Raw genomic sequence first — 16956 nt, forward strand, 5'->3', positions numbered from 1 at the left:
TAAATACTAGAACCTTCACGCCCGTCGCCATATTCCGCGCCCCCTGAGTGTGAGCAACAGCACTGGCGGCAGGCCGCCGTCGTACCTCACGTACCCGGGCCGCCCGTCCGGAAGGTGCCGCCTCCTAGCGGCCGGCCCAGCCGGTGGCTGCCAGCAGCCGCTCCTCAAACATGGGAATCATGCTCTGCACGTACGTCTTGGTGAGGTGGTTGTCGTCCTTGTAGACATAGACGTTGCCCACTACTGCGGGGCAGGTTCCCTGCCCGCAGATAAAGTCGCTCATGTCCATCAGGTGCAGGCGGTCAACCTTGCCCACGTAATCGTCAAGCGGTGATGAAGCCGCGAGGGATTCTTCCAGCGGGGCGTTGCAGTCGGGCGATTCGGCGCCCTTCTTCTGGACGCATTCAGGCATGTTGATGGTGAAGCGGGGGTTGTCCCGGATGCCTACCACGTCGATTCCGGCGTCCGTGAAGGGTTTGATGCCTTCCAGGTAGCCGGGAACCTCGGTCTCAAAGGGCGCCGAAACATGCGTCAGGGACGCGACCGTAAAGACGGCATCGGGTTTATGCTCCATGACGTACGCGGCACTTGCCTTGTTGAATTCGTTGCATTCGTCATTGCGTTCGGCAGACTCCGCACCAAAGCGGCAGCTGCCCTTGAGCAGGGTCACCACTTCCCAGCCGTGTGCCTTGGCAATCGGCCCCAGGGCCGCCATGTACTGCTGGGCGTGCGAATCCCCCAGGACCACGATCTCCTTGGTGACCGTCTCAGGCTCCTCGTTCTGCAGGCAGCCCTGCAGCAAAGGATCGGTCGGTACGTTGTCGCCGGTACACAGGCCGTCGATGTCAGCCCACTCATCGTTCATCGCAGCGGGCGCGGGAATGATCATGGCTTCCGGGGTGGGCTGGCCCGCGTATTCCGGTGCCAACGCTGCAGCACCCGGGGTCAGCTCCCGCGGCTGTTCGGCAATCGCCGCACCTTCGGCCGCAATGGCGCCCTGCCAGGCGGTGACCGGCAGAGCCAGCAGCGCGCCGCAGGAAGCAATCACGACGGCGGCACGCCAGGACCGGACGTCCGGCCACTCCCAGCGGCGCAGCGGCTGCTCGACGAAGCGGGTAGTGGCGACGGCCAGCGCCAGGGACACCGCCATGATGCCGAGGCCCTGGAGGAGGTTCGGAGCACTGGTCTCCGTCACCAGGAGGAAGAACACCAGGACAGGCCAGTGCCACAGGTAGAGCGCGTAGGAGTTGTTTCCCACGGCAACCAGCGGCCTGGAGCCCAACAGGCGGTCGACGCCGAACCTGCTGCCGCTCTGTCCGGCGACGATCACAGCCGCGGCGGCAAGGGTTGGCCACAGCGCCACGAAGCCAGGGAACGAGCGGTCCACGGTGAGCAGCAGTCCGCAGGCGAGCATGGCGGCAATGCCTGTCCAGCCGAGGACGACGCGGAGGATACGGCCCGGCCTGAGGTAGGGCAGCACCAGCGCCAGGAGGGAACCGAGCGCAAACTCCCACAGCCGCGTGCGGGTGTCGAAGTAGGCGAACTCCTGGTTGCTGGCCGTTTGTTCAATCGAATAGGCCAGGGAGACCACAAAAACCAGCGCGAAAACCGCTGTGAGCATCGCACGGTGGCTGACAGCCCGGCTGCGGGGGAACCACCGCCGCAGCAACGGCTGGAGCGCTGCCACCGCGGCGAACACCAACGGCCACAGGATGAACACCTGCCCTTGGACGGACAGCGACCAGAAGTGCTGCAAGGGGCTGGCCCCCGAATGGTCCTGCGCGTAGTAATCCACGGCCGACTCCGCCAACTGCCAGTTCTGCCGGTAGAACAGCGACGCCCACGCCTCGGCCAGAACGTCGGGCCACCGGCTCTGCGGGATGAAGGCCCGCGTGGCGGTCAGGACCGCCAGGAGGACCACGACGACGGCGGGCAGCAGCCGCTTGAAAACGTGCAGCCAGTGCCGCAACAGTTTGAGCGGTTTGCCGTCTTCGAGCTTCCGCGTGAAGGAGAGCGTCAGCAGGAAGGCCGAGATCAGCAGGAAGACATCCACTCCCCCGGAAACCCGGCCGAGCCAGATGTGGTAGGCCGCCACCATGAGCACTGCCAGGGCCCGCAGGCCCTGCACCTCGGGACGGAAACTGCGTGCGGGCTTCATCGGGCCCACCCCGTCGCGGCAAACCACCTCTCGGCAAACATGTCCCCCATGCTGGTGACGTAAGTCCGGGACAGGTGGTTGTCGTCCAGGTAGACGAACATGTTGCCCACGACGCTGGGGCACTGGACGCCGTTGCAGAGCAGGTCCGTCATGTCCAGGAATGCTGCGTTCCCGAACATGCCCTGCACCGCTGCGAACGGGCTTTCTGCTGCCAGCACATCCTGCTGGTCCGACTTGCAGTCGGCGCTGTCCACGCCCTTGGCCAAGGCGCATTCGGTGACGTTGTAGTCATACCGCGGATTGTCCCGGATGGCCACCATCTGGATGCCGAGGTCATTGAAGTTGGTCACGGTTTGTTCGAAGCCGTAGACCAGCTGCTCATCGGGCGACGACGGCGATGCCTGGGTGCCGACCATGAACACGGCATCCGGGCTCTGGGCGGAAACATACTTGGCGGCCTCCGCATTGAAATCGTTGCAGCCCTCGTCGGCGTCGGCGTTGTCCGGCATGAAATGGCATCCCCCCAAAAGGAGGGCGGTCACTTTCCAGCGCTGGGCCTCGGCGAGGGGTCCCAGCGCGGCGAGCCACTGCTGTGAGTGGGAGTCGCCCAGCACCACGATGTCCTTGACCGATTCTTCGTCCGGAACGCTGTTCTGCTGGCAATTCTCCTGCAGGATCTTCTCGTCGGGCCTGGCGCCTCCCTCGCACGGGCCCGAAAGCCGGGCCCAGTCTTCGGGGAGCTGTTCGGCCGTGGGCAGGGTCTTGGCGTCAGCGCTGACAAGATCCACGTACCCGGGCAGGAGGGCGTGGGCGCCGGGGTTGTCGTTGAAAGCCTGGGTAGCGGCCGCTTTCTGGTCCAGATACTGCTTGTACTGGAAGCCAAGGAGGGGTGTGCACGCCACGGCCAGGCATACGGCAATGGCGACGGCGGCACGGCGGCGCTTCACTTCAGGCCACGCCCACTCGCGGAACGGCTTCTCCACATACTTGGTGGTCAGGAAGGCCAGAACCAGGGACAGTGCAATGATCACTGTTCCGGACAACCAACCGGCGTGGTCCTTGCCGCTCCAGGCCAGGGCAATGACCAGGATCGGCCAGTGCCAGAGATAGAGCGCGTAGGAGTTGTCACCCAGGCGGACCAGGAACCGGGAGCTCAGGATGCGGTCCACGCCGAAGCGGCTGCCGGTCTGCCCGGCGGCGATGACGGCAACGGCCGCGAGGGTCGGCCACAGTGCAACGAATCCCGGAAAGGCGGTCTGGACCTGGAGGAGGATGCCGCAGCTCAGCATGGCCACGACGCCCACCCAGCCCATCACCACGCGAACGGGCCTGGAGAAGTTCAGCGCAGGGAGGATCAGGGCCACCAAGGAGCCCAACGCGAATTCCCAGAGCCGGGCAAATGTATCGAAGTACGCCACAGCCTGGTTGGTTGCCGTGAAAATGACGGAGTACGCCAGCGACGCCACAAAAATCAGGGCGAAGACGTAGGCAAGGGACGCCCGGTACCGGAGATCGAATTTCCGGCAGACCACTGCCATGACGGCAAAGATCACAGGCCAAAGGATGAACACCTGGCCCTGGATGGACAACGACCAGAAGTGCTGGAGGGGGCTGGCAAGGCTGTGGTCCGTGGCGTAGTAATTGACCGCCAGCGTCTGGAGGAGCCAGTTTTCAAAGTAGAACAGGGATGCCCAGGCCTGGTGGACCACTTCCACCCACCGCGTGGGAGGAAGGAAGGCAAAAGTTGCCGCCATGGTCCCGAGAAGGACCACTACCACCCCTGGCAGCAAGCGCCTGAACAGATGCAGCCAGTGCCGCAGCAGGTCCATGGAGCGCCGTTGCTTATAGCGTCCCGTGAACTGCAGGGTCATGAGGAATGCGGAAATCAGGAGGAAAACGTCCACGCCCCCGGACACCCGCCCGATCCAGACGTGGTAAGTGACCACCATGAGCACGGCAAGCGACCGTAAACCCTGGATTTCGGGGCGGAACTTTGACTTGGCAACGGGTCCTGAAGCCCGCCTGGTTGGCCGGGCGGGCGTGGGGATCGTTGGCATAGTCACGTTAGGCGGTTCCTCATAAGGCTCATTACAAAGCATCCATCATATGCGGTTTCGAGCATGCGACCCAGTCAAAAGTACCGTTTTCGCCGCTGTCCAGGGTTCAATCAGCCCATACCGGGTTGTGAATTTCCCTGCCCTGACCTGTGTGCGGGCTGTGGCCGGGCGCCTGTCGCGGGACGTCCCCTCCCCTGTTCGGATGTGCGTCGCCACGTTACGTCCCTGCAGGCCACAGGGCGATTAAGCGCGCAACCGCCGTCGGCGCTCCGATGGGCTGCCTGGAGTACCTGGGCCCGCTCCGGGAGCGGCCCGTTCAGCCAGCCGCCCCCAAGGACTCGGTGTGAGGCATCACACTGCGGGAGGAATCGTGTTGGGCCCTCAAGAGATGCTCCGCCGTGTACCGGGCGTCCCGCCCGATGCCGGGCAGTGTGGCTGACGCAGCAGCAAACTGGAACTCCCGGCCGAGGACGTAAAGACCCGGGACCGGGTCCACCACTCCCCGTCGACCGATCAGGCCTTCAAGCTGCACGCCCCGGGGCAGCTTGACCCATGAGTAGTCCTCCCGGTAGCCGGTGCACCAGATGACGTTGGCGATGTCCAGGACGCGCCCGTCCGCCAGCAACGGCCGCCCATGGTGTGTCCCCGCTACACGGGGCAAGACGTTGACGCCGGCTGCGCGGAGTTCCTTGGTTCGGGTCCGGATCAAGGGCGTGGCCATGGAATGGAAGGCTGCAGCGGCCTTCCTGCCAACGGGATTATCCACGGTCAGGACGTACATCCCCAGGAACCGTATGACAGGCAGCACGGTGCGGGCAGCGAACCGTCCGTGGCGCACCGGAATCTCACCGCCGGGCTTCCCTGCCACCGACGTGGGGTGCGTACGGCTTGCCTCCAGGGCAATTTCCGCCCCGGAATTTCCGAGCCCCACCACCAGCACCCCACCCGGCTGGAGTTGCGCGGGGTTCCTGTAATCGACCGAATGGAAGTGGTGGATTCCCGGGTGGAGGGCGTCCGCGAACTCCGGACGCCGGGGGATCCCGTACCCGCCGGTGGCAATCACCACGTTCCGGGCATGCCACGTACGGCTACCCGAGCGCACCGTGAAACGGGACCCGTGCGGCCCGGTCCCCGCAGGGTTTTCCATCTTTTCAATCCCCTCTACCCGGGTGCGGTGCTCAACGGGAAGATTGAAGGTCCGGGCGTACTTTTCGAGGTAGTCCGCCAGCTCGTCCTTGGAAGGGAAGGCCACCCTGTCTCCGGGGAAGGGTGCTCCGGGCAGGCCGTCATACTTGGCCGGGGTAAAGAGGCGCAAGGAATCCCACCTCTGCCGCCAGGCGTCACCGCTCCTGGCGTGCTCGTCAAGGATCAGGAAGTCGTGGCCTGACCGCGCCAGCCAGTAGCCCAGCGCAAGCCCTGACTGCCCGCCTCCCACGATGATCGTTTCCACAGCTTTGCTATTTTCCGGTTCCATCGTCCGGTCCCTTTCGCTTCACGTGTTGATTTCCGGTACCGCAAGCACCAGGCCAGCATCAGCGCCGAAGCAACCACATAGAAGGAGTGCAACAGCCATACCGGTCCAGCCGGCAGATCGAAGACGTACAGAGAGTGAACGGCGTTCGCGACGTTGGTCAGGGCAATATTGCCCAGGCTGTAGGAGGCCAGGTCCTTGGTACGGACGGCCTTGGCCAGCATGGGGAGCATGCTGGCTGCGAAGAGCACCGTGGAGACGGTCACGGCCAGCAGTGGAATGTTCATACAGCCACGCTATGGTTCCAGCCCGGGACACCGCCTCGGGAGCATGACCCATCCTTCCCGTCAGGGCATGGGTACTTATGCCCATAGCCCGGTATTGGGGCGTCAGTCCAGCAACCGGTGCTCGTAGGCGTAACTGGTGGCCGCCGCACGGGACGGCACGGACAACTTGGTCAGGATGTTGCTGACGTGATGAGCCACGGTCTTTTCGCTCAGGTAGAGCGAACGGGCGATGGCCTTGTTGGGATTGCCCCCGGCAACGAGCCGCAGGACTTCCAACTCCCTGGCGCTCAGCGGCGAGGTGCCGGAGCCAGCCGGAGATGCGCTGACCTCCAGGACGTCGCGGAGGGAAGGATGAGCGCCCAGCCCGGAGAATTCGGCCTTGGCTGCCTCGAACTCCATCGCCGCTGAATCCTGGTCGCCAAGCCCGGCGCAGGCGCGTCCTACCAAGACGCGGCAACGGGCGGCATCGAAGGGCGCCTCCAGGCTGTACCAGATCCGCCAGGCTTTCCGTGCCGCCGCCAACGTCTCGAGCGGGCGGCTTTCGGCCAGGAACACCCCGGCCTCCGCCTGCGCTGCCAAGGCGTGCTCCAACGGCCTGACGGACTCCCCCGCCCGGGTTGAGAACTCATCGGCGGCTTCCCTTGCCGCTCCGGCGTCCTTCGCAGCGAGTTCCACTTCCACCAGCGCCGGCAGCAGGCGGTACCTGTTGGCTGGATCGGCTGCAGCAACCGCGCGGCGCATCATGGCCTGCGCCTGGGAAATCCTGCCCTGGGCAACCCGCATCAGCGCCAAGCCCGGCAGCGGTTCAAACCCTGTTTCCCCGGCTTTTGCGTACGCGGCTTCGGCTGCTTCCCAATCTCCCCTGAGCCGAAGCACCTCGCCTTGCTGGTACCACGCCCCGTAGAGGGCTTCAGGATCTCCCCGGCGCGAGCGGTCCTGCGCGATGCGGGCGGCATCAAGGGCGTCGTCCCATGCACCGTGGAGGATGAACAGCTCAGCCCGGTGGTTCTGGCATTGGCCGCTGAACATCACCATATCCGGGCGGTCCCCGCACCAGCGCTCCAGCGACGTGGTCCATTCCCGGGCCCGGCGCACATCGTAGGCAAGCCGGCAACTGCCGATCACTGCACAGTAAATGATCCCGGTGGGAATCGGGGATATCCCGCCCGCTGTGACAGACAACATCACCCCATCCAGGAGCTGCAGCCCCTCGTCGGGAAAACCCAGGGTCAACCGGGCCGTGCCCAGGCCAAGCTGCCCCAGGGCCATGAGGTCCCGGTCCTGGAAACGCCGTCCAATACCCAAGGCGCGGGTAAAGAGTTCCTCGCTCTTCGCCGGGCTCCCGTGGTATAGCGCCCCGAGCGCCGACGGAATCAGGAGGTAACCCTCCGCCGGGCCGGCACCATTCATTGACTCGACCAGTTGCGTGGCCCTGGACATCCACGCTGAACCGTGGGAACTTTCGCCGATGTCCATCAGGTAGAGGACCATCCAGGCGGCGCATCTCGCGGCACCCGGTACATCCCCCATGGCCAGGAAGTCATCATGGGCCCGGGTCAGGTATTCCTCCCCCTGGGAGTCCTTGCCCAGCAGCATGGCCACCGATGCCAACGTTTCGAGGTCCTCGGCAGGAAGGCCGCCCTCTGCGTCCGCCCGAACAAGGCACTCCAAGGCCTCGCTCCAGCGATGTTCCGAATACGCTGAGCGGCCCTGGTCCAAGGCTGTGGCCGGTACTGACATGACTCACCCCGCGGCCTCAAGCAGCCGGGATTGGCCCGCCCAAGCCGCCGTATAAGCGTCAGGGTACCGCCGCCGTCGGACGCTCACAATAGCGGCAGCGCACTCGGGTGAAGGCAGCAAGAAGCCCCGGCCACGCGCACGTGACCGGGGCTCTTTGATGCAGTCAGCTTAGTGCTGGTGACCTGCGTGTGCGTCTTCTTCCTCGGCCGGCTTCTCGGCAACCAGGGTCTCGGTGGTGAGGACCAGGGCTGCAATGGAAGCGGCGTTGCGGAGTGCGGAGCGGGTGACCTTGACGGGGTCGATCACGCCTGCGGCGATCAGGTCCTCGTACTCGCCGGACTTGGCGTTGAAGCCGTGGTTGGCCTCAAGGTCGGACACGCGGGAAACAACCACGAAACCGTCGAAGCCGGCGTTCTGGGCGATCCAGCGAAGGGGCTGGACCAGAGCGCGGCGCACGATGCCGACAGCGGCAGCTGCGTCACCTTCCAGTGCCTTGACCTCCGGGGACTCATCCAGTGCCTTCAGGGCGTGGACGAGGGCGGAGCCGCCACCGGAGACGATGCCTTCTTCGAGGGCAGCACGCGTGGAGGACACAGCGTCCTCGATGCGGTGCTTCTTTTCCTTGAGCTCAACCTCGGTGGCTGCGCCAACCTTGATCACGCCGATGCCGCCGGCCAGCTTGGCCAGGCGTTCCTGCAGCTTCTCGCGGTCCCAGTCGGAGTCGGTGCGGGCGAGCTCTGCGCGGAGCTGTGCAACGCGGTCGGCCACGTCCTGCTCCGTGCCGGCGCCGTCAACGATGGTGGTGTTGTCCTTGGTAACCGTGATGCGGCGGGCAGTACCGAGCACCTCAAGGCCAACGGTGTCCAGGCTGAGGCCCAGGTCCGGGGAGACAACCTGCGCACCGGTGAGGGTGGCGATGTCCTGGAGCATGGCCTTGCGGCGGTCACCGAAGCCCGGTGCCTTGACGGCCACAACGTTGAGCGTTCCGCGGATACGGTTGACGATCAGCGTGGACAGGGCTTCGCCTTCAATGTCCTCGGCGATAATGAAGAGCGGCTTGGAAGCCTGGAGGGCCTTCTCCAGCAGCGGCAGGAATTCCTGCAGGGAGGAGATCTTGCCCTGGTTGATCAGGATCAGCGCGTCTTCGAGGACGGCTTCCTGACGCTCTGCGTCCGTGACGAAGTACGGCGACAGGTAGCCCTTGTCGAACTGCATGCCCTCGGTGAGGACCAGTTCGGTCTGGGTGGTGGAGGACTCTTCGATGGTGATGACGCCATCCTTGCCCACCTTGCCGAAAGCTTCTGCAAGAAGCTCTCCAACCTCATCGCTCTGCGCGGAGATGGCGGCAACGTTGGCGACCTGGGTGCCTTCGACCTCGCGGGCGTTCTCCAGGAGCCGGGCGGCGATGGCTTCCACGGAAACCTCGATGCCGCGCTTGATCTCGCCCGGAGCTGCGCCGGCTGCGACGTTGCGGAGGCCTTCCTTGACCAGGGCCTGGGCCAGGACGGTGGCCGTGGTGGTGCCGTCACCGGCGACATCGTTGGTCTTGGTGGCTACTTCCTTGGCCAGCTGTGCGCCAAGGTTCTCGTACGGGTCGTCAAGCTCCACCTCACGGGCGATGGTCACGCCGTCGTTGGTGATCGTGGGCGCGCCCCACTTCTTGTCCAGTACGACGTTGCGGCCGCGCGGGCCCAGCGTCACCTTGACAGTGTTGGCGAGCTTGTCGATACCGGCCTCAAGAGACCGGCGGGCAGCATCGTTGAATGCAAGCTGCTTTGCCATGGTTGTGTCCTTTCAAGACGGAAAACCCGCACCGCGGCGGCTCGGAGTGTTTCCAAAGTGGCTGCGGTGCGGGAATCCAGGAAGTTACTTAACGACGATCGCGAGGACGTCGCGGGCGGACAGAACGAGGTACTCGCTGCCACCGGTCTTGACTTCGGTTCCGCCGTACTTGGAGTAGATGACGACGTCGCCAACAGCTACGTCAACCGGAACGCGGTTGCCGTTGTCATCGAAGCGGCCGGGGCCGATTGCAACAACTTCGCCTTCCTGCGGCTTCTCCTGTGCGGAGTCCGGAATGACCAGGCCCGAAGCCGTGGTCTGCTCTGCTTCGAGCGGGCGAACAACAATACGATCCTCAAGAGGCTTAATCGAGACCGACACTCGGATCTCTCCTTTTCATGAGCTGATTCATGGACTAAGAACAAGGGTGCCGAGGCGTGCAACCGTCGTCGCGGTGCCGGCAGCTTACCTGGCGTGGTTAGCAGCCTCACGGGGAGAGTGCTAACACAGACTCTATGTAAGCCGTTAGCACTCGGTCAAGGCGAGTGCCAGCATTTCGTCATGGGTGAACCCGCTACTGGTCCCGGAGATCGTCCAGATCGTAATCCTCGTCATCGCCGTCCGCCGCCGCAGCCCCGCGGTTGAGGTACAGCGCAATCCCCGACGCAACTGCCACGACGCCGGAAACCACCAGGCCGATGGTCCCGCCCGTGCGGGCACCCGTATACAACTCCCGGATGTCACGGGCCTCGTCGGTGGCATCGTTGACGCTCTTGCCCGTCACCGAGTAGGCGGCGGCATTGAAGGAATCCAAGGCAAAAATGACGATGAGCAGGCCGATGCAGATCACCGCGATCACCACGCCGGCGATCAGGGCAGGACGGGCATAAGTGGAAAAGGACCGGCCGGCGGAATGTCCATCGGCTCCGGGCCGGACGGATTGGTTTCCGCCGGTGTTGTTGGTGTCGGAGGGCTGCGGAGCTGCGGTGTCTTCCATGAAATCAACCCTATCGGGCTGATCACCATCGTCCCGGTCCGGGACGCGAAAACGTTAGGCTGGATGCCATGCCCAACGCTCCCCAGGAACACCTTGCACCTTTGCTGACTACCGAAGGATGGGATCTCCTGGCGTCGCTCGGGCCTTACCGGGAAGCCGACGCCCTGGCCCTGAACGCGGATCTGCGCAAGGCCGGGCACTCCCCCGAACTCGTGGCGGCCGTCCTGACCCAGTCCCGCCTGCGCACCAAGGCCGAGGCGAAGTTCGGCGAGTTCGCCCACCGGATGCTCTTCACCCAGGCGGGCCTGGAACAGGCTACGCGCCTCAATGTCGCCGCGCGCCACGCCGAGCGCTTCGCCAAGGCCGGTGTCACCCATGTTGCCGACCTGGGCTGCGGGCTCGGAGCCGATTCCCTGGCCCTGGCGTCGATGGATATCGCAGTTACCGCCGTGGAGATGGATGAAACCACGGCCGCCTGTGCCACCATCAACCTCATGCCGTTCCCCCACGCAGTGGTGGTGCACGCCGATGCTGCCTCCGTTGAGCTGGATGGCGTGGACGGTGTCTGGCTGGATCCCGCCCGGCGCACCACCTCGACGTCCGGCACCACCAGGATCTGGGACCCTGAGGCCTTCTCTCCCCCACTGTCGTTCGTGGAACACCTTGCCTCCACCGGACGGTCCGTGGGAGTCAAGATGGGCCCGGGCATGCCGCATGATTCGGTCCCTGACGGCTGCGAGGCCCAGTGGGTTTCGGTGGGCGGTGACGTCACGGAGGTGACCCTGTGGTTCAACGCCGTCGCCCGCCCCGGGGTACGCCGGGCCGCCCTCGTGATCGGGCCGCAGGGCGCCGCGGAGATCACCAGCGGCGAGGATTTCGACGGCGGTCCGGCAGCCGCCGTCGGGCCTGTTGAAGGCTACCTGTACGAACCGGACGGTGCGGTGATCCGCGCAGGACTGGTGGCCGACGTCGCCAAACGGCTGGGCGGGCACCTGGCGGATGAACACATCGCCTACATCTTCGCCCCGGAGCTGCACGACTCACCGTTCGCCCGCGCCTACAAAGTCATCGAGACCATGCCGTACAACGTCAAGGCGCTGAAGGCCTGGGTAAAAGCGAATGGCATCACCGTGCTGGACATCAAGAAGCGGGGAACAGCAGTCACCCCGGAGGAACTGAGGAAGCAGTTGCTGCCCGGCAAGCCCGCCGCAAAGTCCAAGGGCGGCAAAACAGCCACCCTGGTCCTCACCCGGATCGGCGAGGACAGAGTGGCAATCGTGGTGGAACCGGCAACGCACGCACAGCAGGCAGGCTAGCGCCGGGAAAACTCCGAAGCCTCGCGTACCTGTTCCGGCGTGGGACGGACGCCTGTGTACAGGACGAACTGTTCCTCTGCCTGGATGGCGATCACTTCCGCGCCAGTGATGACCGGCTTGCCTGCCGACCGCGCAGCCGAAATCAGCGGAGTCTCAGCGGGCAGGGCCACGACGTCGAACACCACCTGGGCCGCGGCGATGGTCGGGTCGTTGAAGGACTGGGCGGTCTCGTCGGCGCCGGCCATTCCCAGGGGTGTCACATTGATGATGAGGTCCGCCGTGGAGCCGTTGACATCGTCCTGCCAGCCGAAACCGTAGAGATCGGCGAGCGCCCTGCCCTTGGCTTCGTTGCGGGCCACGATGGTCACCGTGGTGAAACCGGCATCCCGGAGCGCCGCGGCGACGGCCTTGGCCATGCCGCCGGCTCCACGGAGGAGCACCGAGTGCGTTGAGGGGACCTGGTGGTCCGCCAGGAGCCGGGCAATGGCGATGTAGTCCGTGTTGTAGGCGGTCAGCACGCCGTGGTCGTTGACGATGGTGTTGACGGAGTCGATGGCCAGCGCCGAGGGGTCCATGACGTCCACCAGCGGGATCACGGCTTCCTTGTACGGCATGGAAACAGCTGCGCCGCGGATAGGCAGGCCACGGATGCCGGCCACTGCCATGGTGATGTCTGCGGGGGCGAATGCCTTGTAAACAAAGTTCAGGCCCAGCAGATCGTAGAGGTAGTTGTGGAACCGGGTTCCGATGTTGCTGGGCCGGGCCGCCAGCGATATGCACAGGGACATGTCTTTGTTCAGGATGGGCATGAACCCATTAAACAGCGTCCGGCAGTGCCCGGCCCGCAACGGTCAGCCCTGGCGGGCCTTCATCCGGGGGTTCTTCTTGTTGATGACGAACGTGCGGCCGCGGCGGCGGACAATCTGGGCGCCGGGGATCTTCTTCAGGGCTCGCAGCGAGTTCCGGACCTTCATGTGGTGCTCCTTTTCTTTGGTTCCATCAGTGGGGGCTTTGGAGGGCGTCGCTGAGGTCCAGCGGGTCCTCCCAGACCGCGCCGTCGCGTGCCATCTCGGCGTCGCTGAGCTGGCAGCCTTCCAGCAGGCGCCCGATTTCCGCGGGATCGACATCCTCCGAGCGTCCGGTCACCGCCAGTACGGTGCCACGGTCGCCATATTCTGGATGCCATTCCAGGACGGGTTCGACGCCGGGCGGCACCAGTGCGGTACGACCCGCCTTTGAGCTTGTGGCCTGGGCGTCGGCCAGCCAGGTGCCGGTGCTCTCCAGCCAAACACGGGGGCCGATGCCTTGGACGGCGATGCGCGTAGTGGCTGCCGAGGCGATCCACAGTCGTCCCCGCATCCAGTGGCTTCCCGCCGCCAGCCTGGGCAGGGCGTCACGGAAGCGACCGGGGTGCAGCGGCCTGGGGGCTTTGTGCAGCACGGTGCGGTAGGAACCCACGGCATCGGTCAACGGCAGGCGCACGGTTCCGGGCCTGGTTCTTGCCTGGGCCTCTGCGTCGTCGAAGCATCCTGGCAGGAAGTCGTCGCCGGTTCCCACGGCGGCGGCGTGCGGTGCCAGTTGTCCCAGCAGTTCCATGCCGCTGCGCCAGGCATCGGATCCGCTGCCGGCATGTCCTGTCAGCTCGGCACCGAGGCCTGCATGCATCATGACGGTATCCACTTGCCCGAACTCACCGATCAGGAACTCGCCGCTGGTCCGGTCGTCCTGCTGCATGGACGTAAAGCCTGACTCGAACAGGGTGTGGCGGTCCCAGATGTGGTCGTCCAGGTCCGCGGGATCGAGGGACAGGACGGCATTGTCGATCACAGCAGGCCTGCTGAGTCCTTGCCGCAACTCGGTCACAGCCATCCCGGAAGCCACTCCGGGCGGGAGGCCCAGGACTACGTGGTCGAAGCCGCAGGAGGCCAGGCGTTCTGCCGTAGGAACCACGTCCAGGCGCACAGTACAGCTGAGGCAGCCGTGTTCCAGCACCGTGGTTTCACGCTCGAAGAGCTTGCCGTCCCTGTAGACGCGGCGCAGGACCAGGGAACCATCGAGGAGGTCATGGAGGACGACGGCGGAGTTCGCATGCGTGTTTCCCAGCCGCGCAGCGGCGGCTTCACGGCATTGGCTGTCGAGGGAGCTGACGATGGTGAGGTGCATGCAGGCAGTCTATTGCGAATCATTCGCATTATCAATTCAACCGGACTTAATGTCCGGCGCCGCCGCATGCCGGGCCGCTCCGCTGCACTAGACTTGTGCCGACCGCTGGCGGCCCCGCAGCGGGGCAACGCCGGGCCGGGACTCCACCGGCCTGAAGACACAACGAGGGGACTACGTGCAGATTGAGTTTGCGCCATCCAGGCAGTCGACACTGGGTGTGGAATGGGAATTGGCGCTGGTCAATGCACAAACGGGGGAACTGGTCTCTGTAGCCAACGAGGTCCTCAAGGGCGTCGCCGCCAACCACCCAGGCCTCAACGAGGACGACGAACACCCGCACATCAAGCGCGAACTTCTGCTGAACACGGTGGAACTCGTCACCGGCGTCTGCACCACGGTCAAGGAGGCCAAGGAGGACCTCAACCGGTCACTCTCCGCCGTCCGCTCGGTCACCGACTCTTTGGGCGTGGAGGTCTTCTGCGCAGGCAGCCACCCGTTCAGCCCTCCCCTGCTCCAGCCGGTCACCGACAAGGAACGCTACGCCAAGCTGATCGAGCGCACCCAGTGGTGGGGCCGGCAGATGGTGATCTACGGCGTCCACGTCCACGTGGGCATTGACCGCCGGGACAAAGTCCTTCCCATCCTGGACGGCCTGGTGAACTACTTCCCGCATTTCCAGGCCCTGTCCGCTTCCAGCCCCTTCTGGGCGGGGGAAGAGACCGGCTACGCATCCCAGCGCGCACTGATGTTCCAGCAGCTCCCCACGGCGGGCCTGCCCTTCCAGTTCGATACGTGGGAAGCCTACGAGTCCTACGTCCAGGACATGTTCACCACCGGCGTGATCGATGCCATTTCAGAGATCCGCTGGGACATCCGCCCGGTCGCGGCACTGGGAACCATTGAAATGCGGATCTGTGACGGCCTGGCCACGCTGGAGGAAGTCGGCGCCATCGCGGCGCTCACCCAGTGCCTGGTGGACGAGTTCTCCTCCATCCTGGACGCCGGCGGAACCATCCCCACCATGCCGCCATGGCACGTCCAGGAAAACAAGTGGCGCGCCGCCCGCTACGGGATGGAAGCCATCATCATCCTCGACGCCGCCGGGAACGAACAGCTGGTCACCGACCACCTGGCCGAAACCATCAAGAGGCTGGAACCCGTGGCAGCAAAGCTCGGGTGCTCCGAGGAACTGGCCGACGTCACCAGGATCATCGAGCGGGGCGCCAGCTACCAGCGCCAGCGCCGCGTAGCCGCCGAACACAACGGCGATCTCCAGGCAGTGGTGATGGACCTGGTCCAGCAGATGCGCAAAGGTCCCGACGCCTGATCCGGCCAACCGGACATGGGCAGCACGCCCACGTCCGGATCAGGCAGGTACTGACACCGTGGTGACGGGCAGCGATGAATCCGGGGCGAAGGAAAGGCCGCTGGGTCCGATCCCTGCCATGATCAGCTGGGCGCCCAGTGCCGCGACCATGGCACCGTTGTCCGTGCACAGGCCCAGCGGCGGCACGTGCAGTTTGATGCCCGCAGAAGCGCAGCGCTGGCCAGTCAGCTCCCGGAGCCTCGAGTTGGCCGCAACGCCGCCCCCGAGCAGGACATCGGTGATCCCGTTCTCCTTGCACGCGAGCACGGCTTTGTAGCTGATGACGTCCACCACGGCTTCCTGGAAAGCCGCTGCGATGTCAGCCACGGGGATCTCTTCGCCCCGGGCTTCAAACTGCTCCACGCACCGTGCCACAGCGGTCTTCAAGCCGCTGAAGGACCAGTCATACCGGTGCGGGCCATGCTCCCCGGCCGTTCCCATGTACTTGGGCTGCGTCAATCCACGCGGGAAGCGGATGGACTTCGGGTTTCCCTGCCGGGCCATTTTGTCGATCGCGGGACCGCCCGGGTAACCGAGTCCTAGGATGCGGGCGACCTTGTCGTACGCTTCGCCTGCGGCGTCATCAATAGTCGAACCCAGCAACTCAACATCGTCAGTGATGCTCCGGATGCGCAGGATCTCCGTATGGCCCCCGGACACCAGGAGTGCTCCAAGGTTCTCCGGCAGGTCGCCGGCACCCAGGCCGGCGGCAGCACCGGCGTCGGGCGCCTTGTCCAGCAGCCCCACACCCACGTGGGCCACCAGATGGTTGATGGCGTACAGCGGTTTGCCCGTGGCCACCGCGAGCGCCTTGGCTGCGCACACGCCCACCATGAGCGCTCCCGCCAGGCCCGGCCCGGAGGTGACTGCGATCGCGTCGATCTCGTCCAGGGTTACGCCGGCCTCCTGCAACGACTCCCGCAGCGTGGGCACGAAAGCGTCCAGGTGGGCCCGGGAGGCGATCTCGGGGATCACACCGCCAAAGCGGACGTGCTCATCCATGGAGGAAGACACCGTGTTGGTCAGCAACGTGGTTCCGCGCACGATCCCGACGCCGGTCTCGTCGCAGGAGGACTCGATGCCCAGGACCAACGGATGCTGCGGGGAGGAAACGCTCACGCTTCGGTTCCTTCTGTGGGGTGTGGTTCGGTGAGGGAAAGACGCATGATCAAGGCGTCGGTGCCGTCGCGGTAGTACCGGGGCCTGACATGGATCTGTTCAAACCCAAAGCGCAGGTACAGCTGCTGGGCCCGCGGATTGTCTGCCCGGACCTCCAGCAGGACGTCTGCCGCGCGGCGGCGCCGCGCTTCCTCGATAAGTTCGGTCAGGACCGCGGAGCCGATTCCCTTGCCTTCGTATTCAGGAACGACGGCGATCGTCTGGACATCCGCTATGGGCTCGATGCACATCAAGCCCGCATACGCCACGATCCGGCCGGCTGCCTCCGCCACCACGTAGCGGCGGGTTTCGGGCTGGGACAACTCGTCGAAGAACATCTGCACCGGCCACGCGTCAACCGGAAACAACCGGCGCTCCAGTGCCTCCACGGCCGGGATATCGGCCTCGGTCATGTCCCGCAGGGAGATCCCCGCGCTTTCAAGCCTGGGAGAGAGCTTCAC

At 65.1% G+C, this 16956-nt stretch carries 15 protein-coding genes; 2 read left to right on the top strand and 13 right to left on the bottom strand.

The features are described from left to right. Positions 1 to 124: 124 nt before the first annotated feature. The 8 genes from ACUYMZ_RS14740 to ACUYMZ_RS14775 form a co-directional block, all read right to left on the bottom strand. Positions 125 to 2158 (bottom strand): acyltransferase family protein, encoded by a 2034-nt coding sequence (locus ACUYMZ_RS14740; RefSeq protein WP_481604106.1) that lies wholly within the window; start codon positions 2156 to 2158, stop codon positions 125 to 127. Beyond that, a complete protein-coding gene (locus ACUYMZ_RS14745; RefSeq protein ID WP_481605904.1) occupies positions 2155 to 4215 on the bottom strand; it encodes an acyltransferase family protein in 2061 nt (686 codons plus the stop codon). Before ACUYMZ_RS14745 ends, ACUYMZ_RS14740 begins: the two co-directional genes overlap by 4 nt. A gap of 316 nt (positions 4216 to 4531) precedes the next feature. Further along, positions 4532 to 5665 (bottom strand): flavin-containing monooxygenase, encoded by a 1134-nt coding sequence (locus tag ACUYMZ_RS14750; protein ID WP_481604108.1) that lies wholly within the window; start codon positions 5663 to 5665, stop codon positions 4532 to 4534. Continuing rightward, positions 5584 to 5973, bottom strand: a complete 390-nt coding sequence (locus tag ACUYMZ_RS14755) for a hypothetical protein (RefSeq protein ID WP_481604110.1) — start codon at positions 5971 to 5973, stop codon at positions 5584 to 5586. The genes ACUYMZ_RS14750 and ACUYMZ_RS14755 overlap by 82 nt, the downstream gene beginning before the upstream one ends. A gap of 102 nt (positions 5974 to 6075) precedes the next feature. Then, complete coding sequence (locus ACUYMZ_RS14760) at positions 6076 to 7713, bottom strand: LuxR C-terminal-related transcriptional regulator (RefSeq protein ID WP_481604112.1); 1638 nt, start codon at positions 7711 to 7713, stop codon at positions 6076 to 6078. Between the two features lie 168 nt (positions 7714 to 7881). Further along, positions 7882 to 9495, bottom strand: coding sequence for a chaperonin GroEL (gene groL, locus ACUYMZ_RS14765; protein WP_426003562.1), 1614 nt, complete (start codon positions 9493 to 9495; stop codon positions 7882 to 7884). A gap of 84 nt (positions 9496 to 9579) precedes the next feature. After that, positions 9580 to 9876 carry a co-chaperone GroES gene (gene groES / locus ACUYMZ_RS14770; RefSeq protein WP_018776625.1) on the bottom strand — a complete coding sequence of 99 codons (297 nt, stop codon included), beginning with the start codon at positions 9874 to 9876 and terminating at the stop codon, positions 9580 to 9582. A 193-nt stretch (positions 9877 to 10069) separates the two neighbouring features. Beyond that, entirely contained in the window at positions 10070 to 10492 is a 423-nt protein-coding gene (locus ACUYMZ_RS14775) for a hypothetical protein (protein ID WP_481604114.1), read from the bottom strand. Positions 10493 to 10560: 68 nt separating this feature from the next. Between ACUYMZ_RS14775 and ACUYMZ_RS14780 the strand changes: the two genes are divergently transcribed. Then, positions 10561 to 11808 (top strand): THUMP-like domain-containing protein, encoded by a 1248-nt coding sequence (locus ACUYMZ_RS14780; protein WP_481604116.1) that lies wholly within the window; start codon positions 10561 to 10563, stop codon positions 11806 to 11808. Here ACUYMZ_RS14780 and ACUYMZ_RS14785 read toward each other — a convergent pair. Genes ACUYMZ_RS14785 through ACUYMZ_RS14795 form a run of 3 tightly spaced genes read right to left on the bottom strand, consistent with a single transcriptional unit; the run spans position 11805 to position 13971 of the window. Continuing rightward, on the bottom strand, positions 11805 to 12617 hold the full coding sequence (locus ACUYMZ_RS14785) for a shikimate 5-dehydrogenase (RefSeq protein WP_481604118.1): 813 nt from the start codon (positions 12615 to 12617) through the stop codon (positions 11805 to 11807). The genes ACUYMZ_RS14780 and ACUYMZ_RS14785 overlap by 4 nt on opposite strands. Before the next feature lie 42 nt (positions 12618 to 12659). Continuing rightward, complete coding sequence (gene ykgO, locus ACUYMZ_RS14790; protein ID WP_011693081.1) at positions 12660 to 12782, bottom strand: type B 50S ribosomal protein L36; 123 nt, start codon at positions 12780 to 12782, stop codon at positions 12660 to 12662. A gap of 25 nt (positions 12783 to 12807) precedes the next feature. Continuing rightward, complete coding sequence (locus tag ACUYMZ_RS14795) at positions 12808 to 13971, bottom strand: GTP-binding protein (protein WP_481604121.1); 1164 nt, start codon at positions 13969 to 13971, stop codon at positions 12808 to 12810. Positions 13972 to 14146: 175 nt separating this feature from the next. Here ACUYMZ_RS14795 and ACUYMZ_RS14800 point away from each other — a divergent pair, with 175 nt between their 5' ends. After that, a complete protein-coding gene (locus ACUYMZ_RS14800) occupies positions 14147 to 15298 on the top strand; it encodes a glutamate--cysteine ligase (protein WP_426003570.1) in 1152 nt (383 codons plus the stop codon). Between the two features lie 39 nt (positions 15299 to 15337). On the opposite strand, the gene tsaD is transcribed toward ACUYMZ_RS14800, so the two are convergent. Together tsaD and rimI are read right to left on the bottom strand one after the other, a co-directional pair. Next, positions 15338 to 16456, bottom strand: coding sequence for a tRNA (adenosine(37)-N6)-threonylcarbamoyltransferase complex transferase subunit TsaD (tsaD, locus tag ACUYMZ_RS14805; protein ID WP_426003572.1), 1119 nt, complete (start codon positions 16454 to 16456; stop codon positions 15338 to 15340). Next, a complete protein-coding gene (gene rimI, locus ACUYMZ_RS14810) occupies positions 16453 to 16956 on the bottom strand; it encodes a ribosomal protein S18-alanine N-acetyltransferase (protein ID WP_481604123.1) in 504 nt (167 codons plus the stop codon). Before rimI ends, tsaD begins: the two co-directional genes overlap by 4 nt.

Source organism: Arthrobacter sp. T572 (assembly GCF_056780115.1).

Coding starts and splice junctions, on each gene's coding strand:
- ACUYMZ_RS14745 (WP_481605904.1), bottom strand. CDS start 4,215: ATGCCAACGATCCCCACGCCCGCCCGGCCAACCAGGCGGGCTTCAGGA.
- ACUYMZ_RS14795 (WP_481604121.1), bottom strand. CDS start 13,971: ATGCACCTCACCATCGTCAGCTCCCTCGACAGCCAATGCCGTGAAGCC.
- ACUYMZ_RS14785 (WP_481604118.1), bottom strand. CDS start 12,617: ATGCCCATCCTGAACAAAGACATGTCCCTGTGCATATCGCTGGCGGCC.
- ACUYMZ_RS14775 (WP_481604114.1), bottom strand. CDS start 10,492: ATGGAAGACACCGCAGCTCCGCAGCCCTCCGACACCAACAACACCGGC.
- groL (WP_426003562.1), bottom strand. CDS start 9,495: ATGGCAAAGCAGCTTGCATTCAACGATGCTGCCCGCCGGTCTCTTGAG.
- ykgO (WP_011693081.1), bottom strand. CDS start 12,782: ATGAAGGTCCGGAACTCGCTGCGAGCCCTGAAGAAGATCCCCGGCGCC.
- ACUYMZ_RS14740 (WP_481604106.1), bottom strand. CDS start 2,158: ATGAAGCCCGCACGCAGTTTCCGTCCCGAGGTGCAGGGCCTGCGGGCC.
- ACUYMZ_RS14755 (WP_481604110.1), bottom strand. CDS start 5,973: ATGAACATTCCACTGCTGGCCGTGACCGTCTCCACGGTGCTCTTCGCA.
- ACUYMZ_RS14760 (WP_481604112.1), bottom strand. CDS start 7,713: ATGTCAGTACCGGCCACAGCCTTGGACCAGGGCCGCTCAGCGTATTCG.
- ACUYMZ_RS14780 (WP_481604116.1), top strand. CDS start 10,561: ATGCCCAACGCTCCCCAGGAACACCTTGCACCTTTGCTGACTACCGAA.